14 protein-coding genes are annotated in these 17,214 nt (G+C 63.4%); 6 read left to right on the top strand and 8 right to left on the bottom strand.

The genetic code is table 11. The annotated features are described in order from the left end of the window. Positions 1-7: 7 nt before the first annotated feature. Positions 8-865 carry a DMT family transporter gene (locus OPV09_RS13120; protein WP_338682041.1) on the top strand — a complete coding sequence of 286 codons (858 nt, stop codon included), beginning with the start codon at positions 8-10 and terminating at the stop codon, positions 863-865. Here the strand turns inward: OPV09_RS13120 and OPV09_RS13115 are convergent. After that, a complete protein-coding gene (locus OPV09_RS13115; RefSeq protein WP_338682039.1) occupies positions 862-2,814 on the bottom strand; it encodes a CocE/NonD family hydrolase in 1,953 nt (650 codons plus the stop codon). The genes OPV09_RS13120 and OPV09_RS13115 overlap by 4 nt on opposite strands. A 318-nt stretch (positions 2,815-3,132) precedes the next feature. On the opposite strand from OPV09_RS13115, the gene trpS reads away from it, so the two are divergent. The 3 genes from trpS to OPV09_RS13100 all read left to right on the top strand — a co-directional run bounded on the left by trpS (position 3,133) and on the right by OPV09_RS13100 (position 7,196). After that, complete coding sequence (gene trpS / locus OPV09_RS13110; protein ID WP_338682038.1) at positions 3,133-4,209, top strand: tryptophan--tRNA ligase; 1,077 nt, start codon at positions 3,133-3,135, stop codon at positions 4,207-4,209. Positions 4,210-4,328: 119 nt separating this feature from the next. Next, complete coding sequence (locus OPV09_RS13105) at positions 4,329-5,918, top strand: pyridoxal-dependent decarboxylase (protein ID WP_338682037.1); 1,590 nt, start codon at positions 4,329-4,331, stop codon at positions 5,916-5,918. A 36-nt stretch (positions 5,919-5,954) separates the two neighbouring features. Beyond that, positions 5,955-7,196, top strand: coding sequence for a voltage-gated chloride channel family protein (locus OPV09_RS13100; RefSeq protein WP_338682036.1), 1,242 nt, complete (start codon positions 5,955-5,957; stop codon positions 7,194-7,196). 119 nt (positions 7,197-7,315) lie between these two features. Here OPV09_RS13100 and OPV09_RS13095 read toward each other — a convergent pair whose 3' ends face one another. Continuing rightward, complete coding sequence (locus tag OPV09_RS13095) at positions 7,316-7,873, bottom strand: XRE family transcriptional regulator (protein WP_338682035.1); 558 nt, start codon at positions 7,871-7,873, stop codon at positions 7,316-7,318. Positions 7,874-7,924: 51 nt separating this feature from the next. Between OPV09_RS13095 and OPV09_RS13090 the strand changes: the two genes are divergently transcribed. Continuing rightward, positions 7,925-8,836, top strand: coding sequence for a DMT family transporter (locus tag OPV09_RS13090; RefSeq protein ID WP_338682034.1), 912 nt, complete (start codon positions 7,925-7,927; stop codon positions 8,834-8,836). On the opposite strand, the gene OPV09_RS13085 is transcribed toward OPV09_RS13090, so the two are convergent. The 6 genes from OPV09_RS13085 to OPV09_RS13060 form a co-directional block, all read right to left on the bottom strand. After that, on the bottom strand, positions 8,828-9,778 hold the full coding sequence (locus OPV09_RS13085) for a cupin-like domain-containing protein (RefSeq protein ID WP_338682032.1): 951 nt from the start codon (positions 9,776-9,778) through the stop codon (positions 8,828-8,830). The two genes, OPV09_RS13090 and OPV09_RS13085, sit on opposite strands and share 9 nt — an antisense overlap. 52 nt (positions 9,779-9,830) lie before the next feature. Continuing rightward, a complete protein-coding gene (locus OPV09_RS13080) occupies positions 9,831-10,823 on the bottom strand; it encodes a chemotaxis protein CheB (protein WP_072454017.1) in 993 nt (330 codons plus the stop codon). A gap of 128 nt (positions 10,824-10,951) precedes the next feature. Then, a complete protein-coding gene (locus OPV09_RS13075; protein WP_034752328.1) occupies positions 10,952-11,695 on the bottom strand; it encodes a DNA-binding protein in 744 nt (247 codons plus the stop codon). A gap of 142 nt (positions 11,696-11,837) precedes the next feature. Then, on the bottom strand, positions 11,838-12,455 hold the full coding sequence (locus OPV09_RS13070; protein ID WP_083292699.1) for an LON peptidase substrate-binding domain-containing protein: 618 nt from the start codon (positions 12,453-12,455) through the stop codon (positions 11,838-11,840). 66 nt (positions 12,456-12,521) lie between these two features. After that, entirely contained in the window at positions 12,522-13,760 is a 1,239-nt protein-coding gene (locus OPV09_RS13065) for a DEAD/DEAH box helicase (protein WP_070303106.1), read from the bottom strand. A gap of 119 nt (positions 13,761-13,879) precedes the next feature. Beyond that, positions 13,880-15,961 (bottom strand): TonB-dependent receptor plug domain-containing protein, encoded by a 2,082-nt coding sequence (locus tag OPV09_RS13060; protein WP_072454019.1) that lies wholly within the window; start codon positions 15,959-15,961, stop codon positions 13,880-13,882. Positions 15,962-16,354: 393 nt separating this feature from the next. On the opposite strand from OPV09_RS13060, the gene asd reads away from it, so the two are divergent. Next, a complete protein-coding gene (gene asd / locus OPV09_RS13055; RefSeq protein ID WP_034752331.1) occupies positions 16,355-17,203 on the top strand; it encodes an archaetidylserine decarboxylase in 849 nt (282 codons plus the stop codon). The last annotated feature ends 11 nt before the right edge of the window (positions 17,204-17,214 follow it).

The raw sequence follows: 17,214 nt of genomic DNA, 5'->3' as shown, positions 1-17,214 counted from the left end.
GGCCCGCATGTCCGGTCTGGTCGTCGCCATCGTCCTGTTTGCCGCGCTGCTGCACGCCAGCTGGAACGCCATCGTCAAGTCGGGCAAGGATACCTTTCTCAGCACGGTGCTTGTCTCCGTGGGCGCGGCCCTGATCTCGCTGGCCGTGCTGCCCTTCGTCACCTCTCCCGCGTCCGCCAGCTGGCCCTGGCTGGCCGCCTCGGCCGTGGCGCAGCTCGCCTATTACTCTCTGCTGGCAGCCGCCTACAAGGCCGGCGACATGAGCCATGCCTACCCATTGATGCGCGGCAGCGCGCCGCTCATCGTGGCGCTGGCCAGCTGGCCGCTGATCGGCGAGCGCCTGTCCGCCATGCAAATGGGCGCCGTCGCCTGCATCTGCGCGGGCATCCTCGGCCTGTATGTTGCCGCGCGCCGGCCCGCCACGGCTGGCACCGCGAAAAACACGGGCCGCGCCACGGCCTTTGCGCTGGGCAACGCCTGCGTCATCGCCAGCTATACCCTGATCGACGGCATCGGCGTGCGCCTGTCCGGCGCGCCGGCCGCCTACACCATGTGGATTTTTGTCTTGAACGGAACGGGACTGCTGCTGTGGACAGCGTTGCGCCGCCCCGCCGACTTGCTTGCGTATGCGCAAACGCAATGGCGCCTGGCCGCCTTTGGCGGTTTCGGCACGCTCGCTTCGTACGGCCTGGCCCTGTGGGCCATGACGCAAGCGCCCGTGGCCGCCATCGCGGCCCTGCGCGAAACATCGATCCTGTTCGCCATCGCCATTGCGGCCCTGTTCCTGCGCGAAAAAATCAGCCCCCGCCGCTATCTGGCTATCGCCCTGATCGCGGCAGGCGCCGTGCTCATGCGAATGGCCTAGCGGGCGTCGAGCGGCGCGATCGGCAACTCGATGGCGCTGGCCGCCCCTGCCGCGTGGTACACGCGCTGCGTCGCCTTTTTATAATCGCCTGGCTGGGCCAGGAAGATATTCGGCACGAAGGTTTGCGGATTGCGGTCGTACAGGGGGAACCAGCTCGACTGCACTTGCACGGCAATGCGGTGGCCGGGCAGGAACACATGGTTGGCGTTCGGCAAGGCAAAACGGTAGCGCTCGATCTTGCCGGCAGGAATCGCGGTCGGATGTTCGAGGCTGTCACGGTAGCGGCCGCGGAAGATGTCCATCGCCACGCCAAGCTGGTAGCCGCCCATGGCCGGCTGCGACGGCACTTCGTCCGGATACACGTCGATCAGCTTCACCACCCAGTCGGCATCCGTGCCGCTGGTGGCGGCAAACAGGTTGACCATCGGCGCGCCGGCGATGCGCACGGCCGTCTTCAATGGTTCCGAGACATAGCTGAGCACATCCGTACGGTCCGCATAGCCGCGCTGGTCGCTGACCAGCCATGGCTTCCACACGTCGCCATCGTTCAGGCGCACGGGACGGGTTACGAAAGGCACGGGTTTCGCCGGATCGGCCACATATTCATCGAACGCGCCGCTGGCTGCATCGGCGGTGGCCGATGACGCGGCAAAGCCCAGCTTGTAGCCATCCTGCAGATAGATCGGCGTCAGCTTGGTGTCGCAGGTCTCGCAGGCCAGCGGCCACTGCTGCAGGCGCTGCCACTGGTTCGTGCCGCTCTGGTACGACACGACGGGTGCCGTGTTCGCTTCCGGCGCGCCATCCTTCAGGTATTGATTGAGGAATGGTTGCATGACTTTTTCACGGAACTGGCGCGCCGTGTCGCCGTCAAACTTCAGGGCCCCCAGGCTGGAACCTTCGTAGTTGACGCCGCTGTGGCGCCACGGGCCGATGGCCAGGTAATTGAGGTTGTTGCGCGTGTCGCGCCCTTCCATCGCCGTATAGGTGGCGTAAGGGCCATAGATGTCTTCCTGGTCCCACTGTCCCACCACGTGCATGGTGGGCACGATCAGCGGACGCTTGGCGAGGATCTTGTCGAGCGCCTGTTCTTGCCAGTAACTATCGTAGGCCGGGTGTTCGAACAGTTTTTTCGTGTACGTCAGCTTGTCGATGCCGAATTTCTTTGCAAAGTCGCCAGCCGAGCCGATGCGCAGATACGCTTCGTAATCGTCGTAGACGCCCAGCACGGGCGCCTCGCCGCTGCCGCGCACGCTCGTCTGCCATGCCAGGTAAGACAAGCTCGGCATGCGGAAGGCGCCGTTATGGAACCAATCGTCGCCGCGCCAGCCATCGACCATGGCGCTCATGGGAATGGCCACCTTCAACGCCGGATGCGGGTCGACCAGGGCCATCAGCACCGTATGCCCTTCGTACGAGGAACCAAGCATGCCCACCTTGCCATTGCTTTCCGGGATATTCTTCGACAGCCAGTCGATGGTATCCCACGCATCCGTGACATTGTCCACTTTGGTATTGTTGAGCGGGCCGCGCACGGGGCGCGTCATCACGTAATCGCCTTCCGAGCCATGCTTGCCGCGCACGTCCTGGAATACGCGGATGTAGCCGTTTTCCACCAGGGTGTCGTCGCCTTGCGGCAAGGTGGCCAGCATGCTGGCGCTGGTGGCGCGCTGGGCGCGGCGGGCAGCGTTATAGGGCGTCCGCGTGAGCATGATAGGCGCCCGTTTGGCGTCTTTCGGCACGACGATGACCGTGTACAGCTTGACGCCATCGCGCATGGGAATCATCACCACGCGCTTGACGTAATCATTCACGTCGGGCATCACCAGCTTGGCGCCGATATCGGGCGTCATGGGCGGCGTTTTCGGCGTTTGCGCCATCGCGGGCGCAGCAAACAGGGAACTGATAACCAGGGCCAGGCCGGTGAGCCGGACGGGGGACGACACGCGCATACTGTTCTCCAATGGATTCATGCCACGCAAAAGTGGCCGAATGGCAATAATACCCGGAAAGCAAGTTCCACAGTAGGCTAGCCTCTGACGCAGCACAGCAGATAAATCGGGCCGCAAACTTGACAGAACGCGCCCAAACTGCAACCATAACGCCATGAAATTTATCCCTTCACAACACGCCTGCTTGAATTGGTGGTCCCGCTCACTTTCGCGCGGCCACTGTATAGTGATGTGAATTAGATCCACGCCGCCTCGATCGGTGGCGTAACAGGCTCAGCCTGGATCATCCCCGATGCAGGCGGCTCAAAAGGAAACTTGATGAGCTTGCCGAACACCCCAGATACCCAAGACCAGAATGACGCACCGGCAGCACCGCTGTCGCCCGCCGCCATCGCTTCGCAATCCGTGATCCTGACGGGCGACCGCCCGACCGGCCCCTTGCATCTGGGCCATTACGTGGGCAGCCTGCGCGACAGGGTCCGCTACCAGAACAGCTACAAGCAATTCATCATGCTGGCCGACGCGCAGGCGCTGACGGACAATATGGACGACATCGACAAGGTGCACCGCAATGTTGTCGAAGTGGCGCTTGACTACCTGGCCGTCGGCATCGACCCGACGAAAACCACGGTGTTCATCCAGTCGCAAATCCCGGAACTGGCCGAGCTGACCTTTTACTACCTGAATATCGTCACCGTGGCGCGCCTCGAGCGCAATCCCACCGTCAAGGAAGAAATCCGCCTGCGCGGCTTCGAGCGCGATATTCCAGCGGGCTTTTTGACCTACCCTGCCAGCCAGGCGGCCGACATCACGGCCTTCAAGGCAGGCGTGGTGCCCGTGGGCGAAGACCAGATCCCGATGATCGAGCAAACGAATGAAATCGTGCGCCGCTTCAACCGCATGTACAACCGCGAAGTGCTGATGGAATGCAAGGCGCTAGTACCGGACATCGGCCGCCTGCCCGGCATCGACGGCAAGGCGAAGATGAGCAAGTCGCTGGGCAATACCATCAACCTGGGCGCGACCTCGACCGAAATCACGGCCGCCGTGAAAAAAGTCTATACCGACCCGCTGCACCTGCGCGTGGAAGACCCGGGCCACCTGGAAGGCAATATCGCCTTTACGTACCTGGACGCCTTCGATCCGGAAAAAGCGGCGCTGGCCGAAATGAAAGCCCATTACGTTCGCGGCGGCCTGGGCGACAGCATCGTCAAGAAACGCCTGGACGTGGTCTTGCAGGAAATGCTGGCACCGATCCGCGCCCGCCGTGAAGAGTTCGCCAAGGACAAGGGGCAAGTCATCCAGATGCTGAAGGAAGGCACGTTCAAGGCACGCGAAGTGGCGGCCCGCACGGCCGATGAAGTCAAGTCGGCGCTGGGCCTCAACTACTTCTGATCACAGACAGTCAGCAAACTGATGCGCTCAGGCGGAGTCGGGTAAAATCCCGCTTCCGCCTGGGCGCGATGCATTTGTGTCACCGTGGCACCAGCAATCCGTAGAGAAGACAACGCGCCATGACCGATACCCCTATCGAACAGCTGCTGCAGCAGCATTTTTCCATCGATGCGCTGCAGCAGGCACCCGCGCCCCTGCAGCAGGCGCTGGGCATGCTGGGCGGCTGGCTGGCCGCCGAACGCGACACGCCCTATCCGCACACGCCGTATGCGGAACTGCTGACGCAATTGTCCGACACCTGCCTGCCCGCGCACGGCATGCCCGTGGCGGATTTCCTGCAAGAACTCGATACCACCGTGCTGGCCAATACGGCCCAGCTGAACCACCCGCAATACATCGGCCACATGACGCAGGCCCTGCCGTGGATCAGCGTGCTGGCCGAAGCGTTTACAGCCACCCTGAACCAGAACCAGGTCAAGATCGAGACGGCGTACGTGTCGACCCTGATCGAAAAACAGATCCTCGGCTGGCTGCACCGCCAGGTCTACCAGCAGCCCGATGCCATCTACACGCAGGCCATGGCCGCCACCAGTGGCGCGCTGGGCAATGTCATCAACGGCGGCACCATGGGCAACTTGACGGCGCTGGCCGTGGCGCTCGAGCAGCAGCTGCCCGGCACGCGCAAACGGGGCCTGTTCGCCGCCATGCAGGAATCGGGCTACGCGGGACTGGCCGTGATCGGCTCGGCGCGCAGCCATTATTCCGTGAAAAAAGCGCTGGCGACCCTGGGCCTCGGCGAAAACGCCTTGCAGCTGGTGGACGTCGACCGCGACAACCGCATCGACGTCGCCGCGCTGGAAGCGACCATTGCCGACTTAAAACTGCGCAACATCAAAGTCGTCGCCATGATCGGCATCGCCGGCACGACGGAAACGGGCGCCATCGACCCGCTGGCCGCGATGGCGGCCATTGCCGCGCGCGAAAGCATCTGGTTCCACGTGGATGCGGCCTGGGGCGGTGCGCTCTTGATCGCGGAACAGTACCGCGCGTTGTACGACGGGATTGCGCTGGCAGACTCCGTCGTCATCGATGGCCACAAATTGCTATGGGTGCCGATGGCGCAAAGCATGGTGCTGTTCAAGGATAGCGCCAGCCTGAACTTGCTCAAGCACAATGCCAACTACATCTTGCGCGACAACTCGGGCGACTTGGGCCAGACGTCGCTGGAAGGCTCGCGCCGCTTCGATGCCTTGAAACTGTGGACCTCGTTCAAGGTGCTGGGCGTGTCCGGCTACACGACCTTGCTGCAGCAGGCGGCCACCCTGTCCGGCCAATTGCAGGATTTATTGGCCGACCAGCAGGATTTCGAACTGGTCACGCGCTCCGATACCTTCATTCTGACCTACCGCTACGTGCCCGCGCACCTGCGCCAGCGCATGGAGGCCTTGCTGGCCGGCGGCAAGGTGGACGCTGCCACCGAACTGAACAAGCAACTGAACACCTTGAACGCCAAGCTGCAAAACCGGCAAAAGGCGCAGGGCCACAGCTTTGTCTCGCGCACGGTACTGGAATCGACGCGCTACCCTGGCCCGACCAACGTGCTGCGCGTGGTCATGACGAATGTCAAGACGCGCCCCCACCACTTGCGCGCCATTTTGGCCGAACAGCGCGCCATCGGCCTGGTGCTGGTGGCGGAACTGGGCCTGTAAGGAATCCCCCACCCATCAGTTTTGAATGGATGCACGATGCAGCGTCTTAGCGCCCTCACCGATCTACTAAAGCATCTGTTGAAATGGCTGCTGCTGGCCTTGGTCGTGGCCGTGCTGGCCGGCACGGCTTCGGCCGGTTTCCTGTTCGCCCTCGACTGGGCCACGCGCACGCGGATGGCGCACGCCTGGCTGATCTGGCTGCTGCCCGTGGCGGGCTTTGCCGTCGGCTGGCTGTATTTGCGCTACGGCAGCAGCGTCGAAGGCGGCGCCAACCTCCTGATCGATGAAATCCACGACCCGAAAAAAATCATTCCGCTGCGCATGGCGCCGCTGGTGCTGGGCGGCACCGTCATCTCGCATCTGTTCGGCGCCTCCGTCGGACGCGAGGGCACGGCCGTGCAGATGGGCGGCGCGCTGGCCGACCAGCTCACGCGCTTGTTCCGCCTGAACAACGAAGACCGCCGCATCATCCTGATGGCCGGCATCAGCGCCGGCTTTGCCTCCGTCTTCGGCACGCCGCTGGCAGGCGCCATCTTCGGCCTGGAGGTGCTGGCCATCGGCCGCCTGCGCTACGAAGCCATGCTGCCCTGCCTGGCTGCCGCCGTCATCGCCGACCAGGTGGGCTTGCTGTGGGGAGTCCACCATACGCATTACGCCGTGCCGTTGATCCCCGCCCTCTCCGCCTGGACCTTGTGCGCCATGGTGATCGCGGGCGTGCTGTTCGGCGTGACCGGTAAACTGTTTGCGCAAGCCACGCATGGTTTGAGCGGCCTGATGAAGCGCTGGATCGCCTACGCCCCGCTGCGTCCGCTGGCCGGCGGCGTGATCATCGCTGCCGCCGTGTGGCTGATCGGCACGGACAAGTATATCGGCCTGGGTATTCCCACCATCGTCGATGCGCTGAAGGAACCGCTGCCCGCCTGGGATTTTCTCGGCAAGATGGCGTTTACCATTGTTTCACTGGGCACAGGTTTCAAGGGCGGCGAAGTGACGCCCCTGTTCTACATCGGCGCGACCCTGGGCAATGCGCTGGGCCCGCTGTTGCACCAGCCCGTCACCCTGCTGGCCGCCATCGGCTTTGTCGCCGTCTTTGCGGGCGCGGCCAACACGCCGATCGCCTCGACCCTGATGGCCATGGAACTGTTCGGCGCCGAAATCGGCGTGTACGCGGCCATCGCCTGCGTCGTGGCCTACCTGTTTTCCGGCCACGCGGGCATCTACCGGGCGCAACGGGGCGGGCATGCCAAGCGCCACCCTGCCAAGGATATCGACGCATGACACAGAAGATCTAGATAACGACGCTTTTTCAACCCCACGCCATCGGCAGTCTCGACAGCGTCCCCGCCATGAACAGCCGATACTGTTGCCGGAGGATGTAGCCTGCCCTGATTGCGCTGTCAGCTGACCACATTGCGCGTAAAGCGCAAGGTGGACTCGCCCGCATTCACGTACGCATACGCTTGCGCGCTGCTGAAGACAAAAAATTCACCCGTGGCCAATTGCCTGGTTTCCGCCGCCAGCACGAGCTGCAGCGTCCCTTCCAGCACGTAGAGCATTTCGCTGAAGCCGGCCGGATCGGCTTGCGCATCGTAGCGCTCGCCTGGTGCCAGGGTCCACGACCACAGTTCCACCTGGCGGCTGGCGGGCGCCGCGCCCAGCAGCACGGCCTGGCTGGCTTGCGATGCGCTTTGCCACATCAGCACCCGCAGGCTGTCGTGCGGCTGCTGCGGCGGCTGGACGAGGTCGACAAAGGCCACATTCAAGGCGGCCGCCACATGGTCGAGGTTGGCCAGGCTGATATTGGTGCTGCCCGCCTCGACGCCGTTGACCATGCGCCGGCTCAGGCCAGACTTGCGCCCCAGTTCCTCCTGGCTGAGGCCGGCGGCAAGGCGTAAGCGCCGCAGATTGGTGGCCAGGTGTGCCAGCACGCCACCGGCCTCGGCTTGACTGCGCAATATATTGCTCCTATGATGATGGGAAATATTTTGCTCATAGCATAGCGTCCCATGAAAACACATGCAAGTCCCCCGCCCGCCCTCGGCCTGCCCGAACTGGCCCTGATCGCCATCACCTTCATCTGGGGCGGAACGTTTCTCGTCGTGCAACATGCCGTGACGGTCAGCGGCCCGCTGGCCTTCGTGGCCGCCCGCTTTGCCGTGGCCGCCAGCATCGGCGCCCTGATTTGCCGGGGCCAGTTGCGGCACTTGACGAAGGCGGAGTTGCTGACGGGCATGGCCATTGGCGTGAGCATCTTTGGCGGCTACGCGCTGCAAACCTATGGCTTGATGCATATTTCCAGCAGCAAATCGGCCTTCATCACGGCCTTTTATGTGCCCATCGTGCCGCTGGTGCAGTGGCTGGTCTTCAAGCAGCGGCCCCACCCTGCCGTGTGGGCAGCCGTGGTGCTGGCGTTCGTCGGCTTGCTGCTGCTTACCGGCACGGATGGCTTGAGCATGGCCTTCGGCACTGGCGAGCTGATCACGGCCGTGGGCGCCATCGCCATCGCCCTGGAAATCATCCTCATCAGCCGCGTCTCGCCGCAGCTGAACATCTTGCGCGTGACCATCGTGCAACTGGCGACGGCGTCATTGATCGCCCTGCTGCTGATGCCCGTCATGGGCGAAGCGCCACCTGTCATCAGCAAGACGTTCATCCTCAGCGTGCTGGCCCTGGGCTGCGCCAGCGCGCTGATCCAGTATGTGATGAACTGGGCGCAAAAGCGCATCTCCGCCACCAAGGCGACCTTGATCTATGCGGGCGAGCCTGTCTGGGCTGGCGTGATCGGACGTATCGCCGGCGAACGGCTGCCGGCGCTGGCCATCGTGGGCGCGATATTGATCATTTGTGCGGGCATCCTCAGCGAGTGGCGGCCGAAACGCCTGCGCGCCGACGGCAAGGCCATCGTGCCATCAGATTAATTCGGTACGCCGCAGCGCCATATCCCCATGCAAGGCCAGCGGCACGGCCCTGGCCCAGCGGTTCGAGGACAGCGAAAACGTCAGCGCACGCACCTGGTGATACCAGCCGGCGGGCACGTACAGCATGTCGCCCGGCTCGACGATGCATTCGATCATCGTCGCCTGGCGTGCCAGGGGAAAACGCTGGAAATCGGGCGCTTCCGGGTCGAATGGCGAACCGAACAGGATGGCGTTCGCTTCGCTAGGATAAAGAAAAGCGTCGTGGTGCGGCGGCGACAAAATGATGCGCTTGCGGCCCCACACCTGGGCGAAGATATTGTCATCGTAATCGCAGTGCAATGGCGTCACCGTGCCGGCCGGCCCGACCCAAAAGCGCGGCGGGCCCATCTTGTCAAAATACGTGGGCCAGTGGCACAAACGGTTCAGCTCGCGCAATTCCAGGTTGCCCAGATACGGCGGCAGCACGTACTTGCCCTCTGCCACCATATCCAAATATTGCCCCATCGACATATCCTGCATGGCGCGATCGGCCGCAAAGGCCGTGTTGATGTAGTCGCCTACCCGTGCGCGCACGGGCACATGGCTGAACTGCTCGCGCAAAACGTCAGGCTCCAGCGTGGATAAGGGCCAGCGCCGCACCAGTCCGCGCATCAGGAAAGGCAAGCCCTGCGCGGCGCGCGCGCGGAAGGCGGCGGCGTCCAGCATGGCCAGGCGCGGCACCTCGGTGATGGCAGGCAAGTCGCGCGCCGCCTGCTTGATGGCCTCGCGCATGGCGTCGATAGAGGTAACACCGCGCACCTGCGCATCCTTGTCTTCGCGCGCCTGCTTGCGGGCCAGGGCCGCTTCGGGCGAACTGAATTCGGCTGGCGGCCTGGGCGGCAGTGCACGTGGCAATACGGGGGCTGCCGCAAGCGGGAGCGGCTCTTTTTTTTCTGCGGACATAAACCTTCTTTGCGATCAGGCGCCGCGCGGCATGGCGCGACAGTGCGCTATTTTAAGCCAGCAAGGCCCGTTTCAGCATATCGGCCTGCTCGCCTGCCTGGCGCGCCTTGGCTGCATACTCGCTGGCCGTGCCCGGATGCAACCAGGCCTGGGCCTTGGCGGCCAGGTTCAGGTACAGTTTTTCTTTTTCCTGCAGCGCCCTGACAGCGGCCCAGATGGCGTCTTCCGCCTTTTCATGCTGCAACTCGCCAAGCGTCTGCGCCGTAAAACTGTGGCCCGTATGGCAGCGAAAACGCTGCGGCTTCTGGCCATGCAGCTCCCACAGCGTGCCCTGGCATTCGGGACAGGTGAACGTCGATGGCGTGGCAATTTTTTCCAGTTGCTCCATATTTCCCACTCCCCGGGCAAAACGGTTTTCCACAGCAACCCACTGGGGCACGGGCGGCAAGGACTGTGCAGCGACGGCTGGCGCCGGCGCGCCGCTGGCCAGCGCCAGCAGGGCCGGCCCGATCTCGGTGGACGGCAGGCACCAGTCCACTCCGGCATGGTCGATCGCGCTTTGCGGCATGGACGGCGCCACCGCGTCCTGCGGCTCCTGCACCAGCGCCTTGCCGCCACAGGCCTTGATGGCCTGCAAGCCCGCCGTGCCATCGTCGAGGTAGCCGCTGAGAACCACGCCCACCACCTTCGGCCCAAAAGCGGCGGCGGCACTGCGAAACAGGGGATCGATGGCGGGACGCGTATGGTTTTCCTTCGGACCCCGGGTCAGCTCGACCATCGCCTGGCCGGCCAGGTTGGCAACGAGCATGTGCCGGTCCGGCGGCGCCAGCAGGATGCGCCCCGCGCGTACGGGTTCGCGCTCTTCGGCGAAGCGCACGGGCAAGGCGGAGGTCTTGCCGAGGATCTCGGGCAGCACGCTGTTGCGCGCGCCTACATGCATGACGGCCAGGATTGCCGCGGGCAGGTCCGCCGGCAAGGTGGCGAAGATGGTGGACAGCGCGCTTACGCCGCCCACCGAGGCCCCCATGACGATCAGCGTTTCCATGCCTGCCCCTTTCGCGCCCGGATCACTGAACTATTTTGCCGCGCCTAGTGACACGATTCCGTGCGCCGACTAACACTATAAGAAGCGTCAGCTCAGGGACGACGCGCAGCAGGTTTGGTCAGGCGTCCTCAGACTGGGGTTTTGAAGATGGGATCCACGATGAACTGCTGCGCCTTGATGCGCAAGGTGCGCTCTTCGTCCAGCTCGGCGCGCGTTTCGCCCAGCTCTTCGCGTTCCGCTTCCAGTTCCAGGCGCGCGGCCGCCAGTTCCGTTTCCACGCGTGTCAGGCTTTCCAGCTTCAACTGGGCCTGGATCAGTTCCGCGCGAGCGGCTTCGGCGGCCTCTTCCAGGCGCGGGATGCCTTCGAGCTTGAATTGCGCTTTGGCCAGGTCCATGCGGGCCTGCTCTGCCGCCTCTTCCAGGCGCGGCAAGCCTTCCAGGCGCAGCTGCGCCTTGGCCAGGTCCGTGCGGGCCTGGTTCGCCACTTGCCGCTCGCGCTCGAGTTCCTCGCGCAAGGTTTCCAGCTCGCCCGCCTGCAGGTCGAGCAGTTCTTGCTGGCGCTCGTTCTCGCTGGCCAGGTCCATCAATTCCTGTTGATTGTCGTTCATCTCGGCTTCATGCGCGCTGTGGCTGGCGCTTAATTCCTGTCCTACATAATCGAGGATGGCTTGCTGCAGCACGGGCGACAGTTCGGCGGCGGCAGCGATCTGGCGCTGCGCACCGGCCTTGCGGCGCTGCAATAGCTTGCTGATGGTGCCCAGACAGGCGCCGTTGCCCAGCCGTTCGCGCAAGGCGCGCACCGTGATGGACTGGCCTTCGCCGGCCATCGCTTCCATTGCCGCATTGATCTGTTCCGCGCTTACTTTTGCCATGTCGTGTGCTCTTGAATGTTGCCCAGGGCAATCTTGCCCAGGGGCATTATCTTATGCCAGCGGCGGCAAAGCGTAAAGTATTTCTCAATAGTGATTGCAATTGCACAACAGAACGTTGTGCAAACATGCGGCTTGGGATGTTTTACTCTTCGAGCAGACCATTTTCCGTGAGCATATCCTGCACCAGTTCCAGGCGCAGCACGGGATTGTCCTGGCTCAGCAATAGTTGTTTTTGCATGGCGCTCAGGGACAGCAGCTCGCACCAGCGGTTCGCCACCCAGCCGCACTCGTCGAGGCGGTATGGCGGCTGCAGGGGCATCTGATCGGGCGGGATCTTTTGCTCCTGCAAGGTGCGGATCAGGGCGCCGAGCGCGTCGGCCACGTTCTGCTGCTCTTGCGGGATGGGGATGGTTTTATCGGGCGCCAAGGTGTCGACCTGCGCCATCCACAAGCCGTGCTTCAGCTGTTCGCTGGAAACGATGTGGAAGCGCTGCATGCCCATGCATTTGATTTGCAGCAAGCCCGACAGGGGCGCGGCCCAGTCGACGACGCGCGCCAGGGTGCCCACGGGCGCCAGGGTCTCTTGCTGGCCCGGCTTGCGCACTTCCGCACCGTCCAGCAGTTGCACCACGCCGAACGGCTGCTCGCCCATGATGCACTGACGTATCATGTCCAGATAGCGTACCTCGAAGATCTGCAGGGGCAGATAGCCGTCGGGATACAGCACCGTATTGAGCGGGAACAAAGGTATCGAGGTCATGGCGCATGATGGCACGAATGGCATATCCGTGCAGCGCGCTTTGCCTTGTCAGCTTAACTGCGCCGATTATTTGTAGAAGCGCCTTTTCTTGGCTCTCTCTGCCGCTTTCGGCGCCAGCACTTTCACGGCCTTTTTCTGGATCGTGCCGCCGGCGGACGTGCCCGGTACGCGGTGCTCGGCTTCGTAACCGGCTTCCTCATTGCGTTTCAGGGTTTGCCGCGTCAGCGCTTCGACGGCCGACAGCAACTCCACCTCGTCGGCGCAGACGAGCGAGATCGCTTCGCCCGAAGCGCCCGCGCGGCCCGTGCGGCCGATGCGGTGGATATAGTCTTCCGCCACGGTGGGCAAGTCGAAATTGACGACGACGGGCAATTGGTCGATATCGAGGCCACGGGCGGCCACGTCGGTAGCCACCAGCACTTGCACTTCGGCGGATTTGAAACGGGCCAGCGCGCGCAGGCGGTTCGGCTGCGTCTTGTCGCCGTGAATCGAATCGGCGCGCACGCCCTGCTCCAGCAAGGTGTTTACCAGCAGTTCGACACCCTTGCGCGTCTTGACGAAGACCAGTACCTGGCCCCAGCGCTTTTTCTTCAGCAAGTGCAAAAACAGTTCCGGCTTGCGTTTCTTGTCGCACACGATGACCGATTGCTTGACGGCCTTGACCGTGCTGTTGCGCGCACTCACCTCGACCGAGACGGGATCCTTCAACATGGTTTTCGCCATGGCGCGGATGGCGTCCGAGAAGGTGGCCGAGAACAGCAGGGTCTGGCGCTGCTTGGGCATGGTCATCAGCAATATATCGAGTTCGCGCTCGAAGCCCAGGTCCAGCATGCGGTCGGCCTCGTCCAGCACCAGGGTTTGCACTTGCTCGAACTTGACGGCGCCCTGCGTCTGCAAGTCCAGCAAACGGCCCGGCGTGGCCACCAGCACGTCGAGGCCCTTGCGCAATTTGCTGATCTGCGGCTCGATGGGCACGCCGCCATACGCGACAAAGCTGCGCAGCGGCAGGTTGCCGCCATAGCTGCGGAAGCTGGCATAGACTTGCTCGGCCAGTTCGCGCGTGGGCACGAGCACGAGCACGCGCACGCACTGGGGCGCCACCACGCCTTCCAATGTCAGGCGCTGCAGCAGCGGCACGGCGAAACCGGCCGTCTTGCCCGTCCCCGTCTGGGCGGCGGCCATCAGGTCGCGCCCGGCCAGCACGGCAGGAATCGCTTGCGCCTGCACGGGCGTGGGCTTGGCATAGCCGAGCTCGTCAAGTTTGCGGACCAGGGGATCGATCAGGCCGAGGGAGGAAAACGTCATGGGAAAAGCAATCTTGGCAAAGTAAAAGGTGGCGCGCACGGACTGGCCGTGCGCGCAATTGCCGAGATTATAGGCCAGCGGGGATGCCGGCCGGGGTTTTCAGTATAGAAACAGCGCGCTCAGAACTTCATTTCCAGGGTCGCGCGCGCCTGCGGCGAACTCGGCGAAATACTGTTGCGGGCTATCGTGCCGCTGGCGTCCGCATACGTGGTGGTGCTTTCGAAGTCTTGCGCCAGCAAGTTCGACACGGCCAGACGCAGCTGGTTCTTTGCATCAAATTTCCACAGCGCATAAATGTCGACGTCACGCCGCGGCGAGGTGTAGGCGCTCTGGCGCTCGGTGATGCGCACGGGGCCGCCATTGCGGAAGTTGAAGCTGCCACCCGTCGTCAGCACGCCGTCCGGCGTCTTGTAGTCAAGACCGAAGTTGCCGCTGACGGGGGTCTGCTGGTCGAGCCGGTTGTTCGGCCCCGGCACCTGGTCCACCTGCGACCAGTTGCGGCTGATGCTGGCTCGCAAGTCGATGGCTGGCACGGGCGCGGCCATCACGGCACGCAGCGGGAACTTCGCTTCCAGTTCCAATGTCTGAGTATTGGCGCGGCCATCGTTGACGGGCGTCGATACCCAGCGGTCATTGATGAACAGCAAGCCTTGGCGCGTGTAACCATCGATGCGGCGCGCCGAGGCGCGCGCGCTGAGCAAGGCGCCTTCGGCCCAGTAGTGCTCGTACGAAGCGTCGATGCCCAGCGCCAGCTCCGGTTTCAGGTAGGGATTGCCTTCGCGGTCAGGGTCCGTCTGGCTATTGTTGGTCGAGGTATTGCGGCGCGGAATCAGGCTCGCCGTGGGCTGCGCCTTGTAGGTGCGCGTCAGGGCCAAACGTATCTGGTCACCCTTGGTATCGGGCAGCTTCCACAGGGTTTGCAGCAGCGGGCTCCACACGCTGGTGCGCTGGTTCACTTCGTCATAGGTGTCGCCCGCGCTGCGCGTATCGATGCCTTCCCAGCGCACGCCCGCATACATCGACCAGCGCGGCGTGATTTCCCAGTCATCCTGCACAAACAGGGCCAGGCGCTTGATGGTGGCATCGAAACCTTCGTCGCTGTTGATGGGCGGACGCGCGCCCAAGGCAGCCAGGGCCGCTTCGCGCTGCCGGCGCGTTTCGTCGCGCTCCGTGTAGGCGCCGTCCCAGCCCATCGACAAGGCATGGCCGGGCAGCAAGGGCGACGAATATTTACCCGTCGAACTGACGCCGTTTTCCGTCGCCTTCACGCCCACCTTGCGCTCGAGCGCCAGGCCGCTGCCATCGACAAAGCCTTGCTGCAGGCTGTCGGACGTATTGCGTGCGGCCGAGGCGCCGATTTTCAGTTCCAGTCTGGCGCCGCCGGCCAGCTTGTGCATCCACGTCAGGTCGCTGCGGCCGAAGGCGTTGTGGTTGCTTGAGCTGCCCGTATTGGTGTCGTAGTCGGGGCGCACGCCCTGCTCCGTTTCGGCCCGGCTGAAATTGCGGTGATTCGAGCGCCCGCCATTGAAAAAGAATTGCGCCGTCACATTGTCGCCATTGGCCAGCACCCAGTTCAGGCGCGGCGACAGATTGATGCCTTCCGGACGGCCGTCACCCGTGCCATTCGTGCGGCGCAGCAGGTTTTGCCGGCCATCGGGCGCGTAGCCCAGTTCCAGGCCTGGATTGTCGTAATGGTAGTCGTAGCGGAACAGCGAGCCGGCCAGCGAATACGAAAAATTGCCGTCGCGGTCGGACAACTGCACGTTGACGCTGGGCGAAAAGCTCACGTCACTGCCCTGCACGCCCAGTTTGAGTTCGCGCTGCGCCGTCTTCACGGCTTTCTTGAGCACCACATTGATGGTGCCGGCGATCGACTGCGTGCTGTATTCGGCGCTGGCCGCATGCAGAATCTCGATGCGTTCGATCACGTCCGGCGACAGGGTGTCGAGCGAGAAACCGGCAGGCGCCCGCTCGCCATTGAGCAGTATCTGCGTGTAGCCGCTGCCCAACCCGCGCATGCGGATTTCTCCGCCCGAGCGCCCGGCCGCGCCGGAGACGGTAATGCCGGGCAAGCGTTTGAGCACGTCGGTGACATTCGTGTCGCCATACTTGAGGATTTCCTCGCTGCCCACGACCATCTTGCTGGCCGTATCGTCGCGGCGCGGATCGTAGCCGCTCCCCTTGACTTCGACGGTTTGCATGGCCGGTGCGGCGGGCTTTTCAGCCTTCGGCGGCGCAGTGGTGGCGGCAGCGGCCGTGTCGGCTGGCGCTTCGGATTGCTGGGCCTGGGCATTCCAGGCAAGTAAAACGGCTGAACAAAGGACGGTAAGGCGGAGGCAACGGCGTGGCATCATGACCTGGCTGAAAAAAGTTGGCTGAATAAAAATGGCTAAAAGCTAAAAAACAGGCCGCCGTATTGTGCTGCAATTTTTTCCGAGTGGCGCAGTTTCCCGAAAATATTTCTTACAGCAAATTAAATTCGGCGGCGGACTGCGATACGCACCCTTGCATACGGCGCATATCATTGCGCGCCACATCGCCGCTATAATGCGTTTTCACCATTGTTCCCATCATCCCGTCAAAGGCTTCCCATCGTGTCTGACCGTCTTGCCGTCCTGCCTCAATATCTGCTTCCAAAAGGAGCGTTGACCAACTTTGCCGGCCGGATCGCCGGCGCCAAAGGCGGCGCCATGACCACGCGTTTGATCCGCTGGTTCGTCGGCCGCTACAACGTCAACATGGATGAGGCGCTGGACCCGGACATCACGCACTACACGAGCTTCAACGACTTTTTCACGCGCGCGCTGCGCCCCGATGCCCGTCCGCTGGCCCAGGCCGACTACATCTGCCCCGTCGATGGCCGCATCAGCCAGTTCGGCACGATCGACAAGGACCAGATCTTCCAGGCCAAGGGCCATAACTTCAGCACCACGGCCCTGGTCGGCGGCGACGCGTCCCTGGCGGCCCAGTTCGAACACGGCAGCTTCGCCAATCTGTACCTGAGCCCGCGCGACTACCACCGCATCCACATGCCGTGCGATGGCCGATTGACGCGCATGATCTATGTGCCCGGTGAATTGTTTTCCGTCAACCCGACGACGGCGCGCGGCATTCCCGGCCTGTTCGCCCGCAACGAGCGCGTCGTCTGCGTATTTGACACGGCCAACGGCCCCTTCGTCATGACATTGGTCGGCGCCACCATCGTCGGCAGCATGGCCACCGTCTGGCACGGCGTCGTCAACCCGCCCCGCACGGGCCAGGTGCGCGACTGGAGCTATGCGAACGACAATGTCGTGCTGAAACAGGGCGAAGAACTGGGCCGCTTCCTGCTCGGTTCCACCGTCGTCATGCTGTTCCCGAAAGACACCGTGCAATTTAACGCCAGCTGGCAACCGGCCGGCCCCGTGCAGCTGGGCGAAGTCATGGGCAACCTGCCCAAGTAAGGCATCCGGAC

This window comes from Janthinobacterium sp. TB1-E2, assembly GCF_036885605.1.
In the GTDB taxonomy this organism is placed as follows: Bacteria; Pseudomonadota; Gammaproteobacteria; order Burkholderiales; family Burkholderiaceae_D; genus Janthinobacterium; species Janthinobacterium aestuarii.
Note: the sequence above shows the minus strand (reverse complement) of the source record. Positions and strands in the feature narration are given on the sequence as shown.

What these genes read in the sequence shown, in the direction of transcription:
- OPV09_RS13100 (WP_338682036.1), top strand. Translation starts at nt 5,955, where the DNA reads ATGCAGCGTCTTAGCGCCCTCACCGATCTACTAAAGCATCTGTTGAAA.
- OPV09_RS13070 (WP_083292699.1), bottom strand. Translation starts at nt 12,455, where the DNA reads ATGACCTCGATACCTTTGTTCCCGCTCAATACGGTGCTGTATCCCGAC.
- trpS (WP_338682038.1), top strand. Translation starts at nt 3,133, where the DNA reads ATGAGCTTGCCGAACACCCCAGATACCCAAGACCAGAATGACGCACCG.
- OPV09_RS13120 (WP_338682041.1), top strand. Translation starts at nt 8, where the DNA reads ATGTCCGGTCTGGTCGTCGCCATCGTCCTGTTTGCCGCGCTGCTGCAC.
- OPV09_RS13115 (WP_338682039.1), bottom strand. Translation starts at nt 2,814, where the DNA reads ATGCGCGTGTCGTCCCCCGTCCGGCTCACCGGCCTGGCCCTGGTTATC.
- OPV09_RS13080 (WP_072454017.1), bottom strand. Translation starts at nt 10,823, where the DNA reads ATGGAAACGCTGATCGTCATGGGGGCCTCGGTGGGCGGCGTAAGCGCG.
- OPV09_RS13105 (WP_338682037.1), top strand. Translation starts at nt 4,329, where the DNA reads ATGACCGATACCCCTATCGAACAGCTGCTGCAGCAGCATTTTTCCATC.
- OPV09_RS13085 (WP_338682032.1), bottom strand. Translation starts at nt 9,778, where the DNA reads ATGTCCGCAGAAAAAAAAGAGCCGCTCCCGCTTGCGGCAGCCCCCGTA.
- OPV09_RS13065 (WP_070303106.1), bottom strand. Translation starts at nt 13,760, where the DNA reads ATGACGTTTTCCTCCCTCGGCCTGATCGATCCCCTGGTCCGCAAACTT.
- OPV09_RS13075 (WP_034752328.1), bottom strand. Translation starts at nt 11,695, where the DNA reads ATGGCAAAAGTAAGCGCGGAACAGATCAATGCGGCAATGGAAGCGATG.
- OPV09_RS13060 (WP_072454019.1), bottom strand. Translation starts at nt 15,961, where the DNA reads ATGCAAACCGTCGAAGTCAAGGGGAGCGGCTACGATCCGCGCCGCGAC.
- OPV09_RS13090 (WP_338682034.1), top strand. Translation starts at nt 7,925, where the DNA reads ATGAAAACACATGCAAGTCCCCCGCCCGCCCTCGGCCTGCCCGAACTG.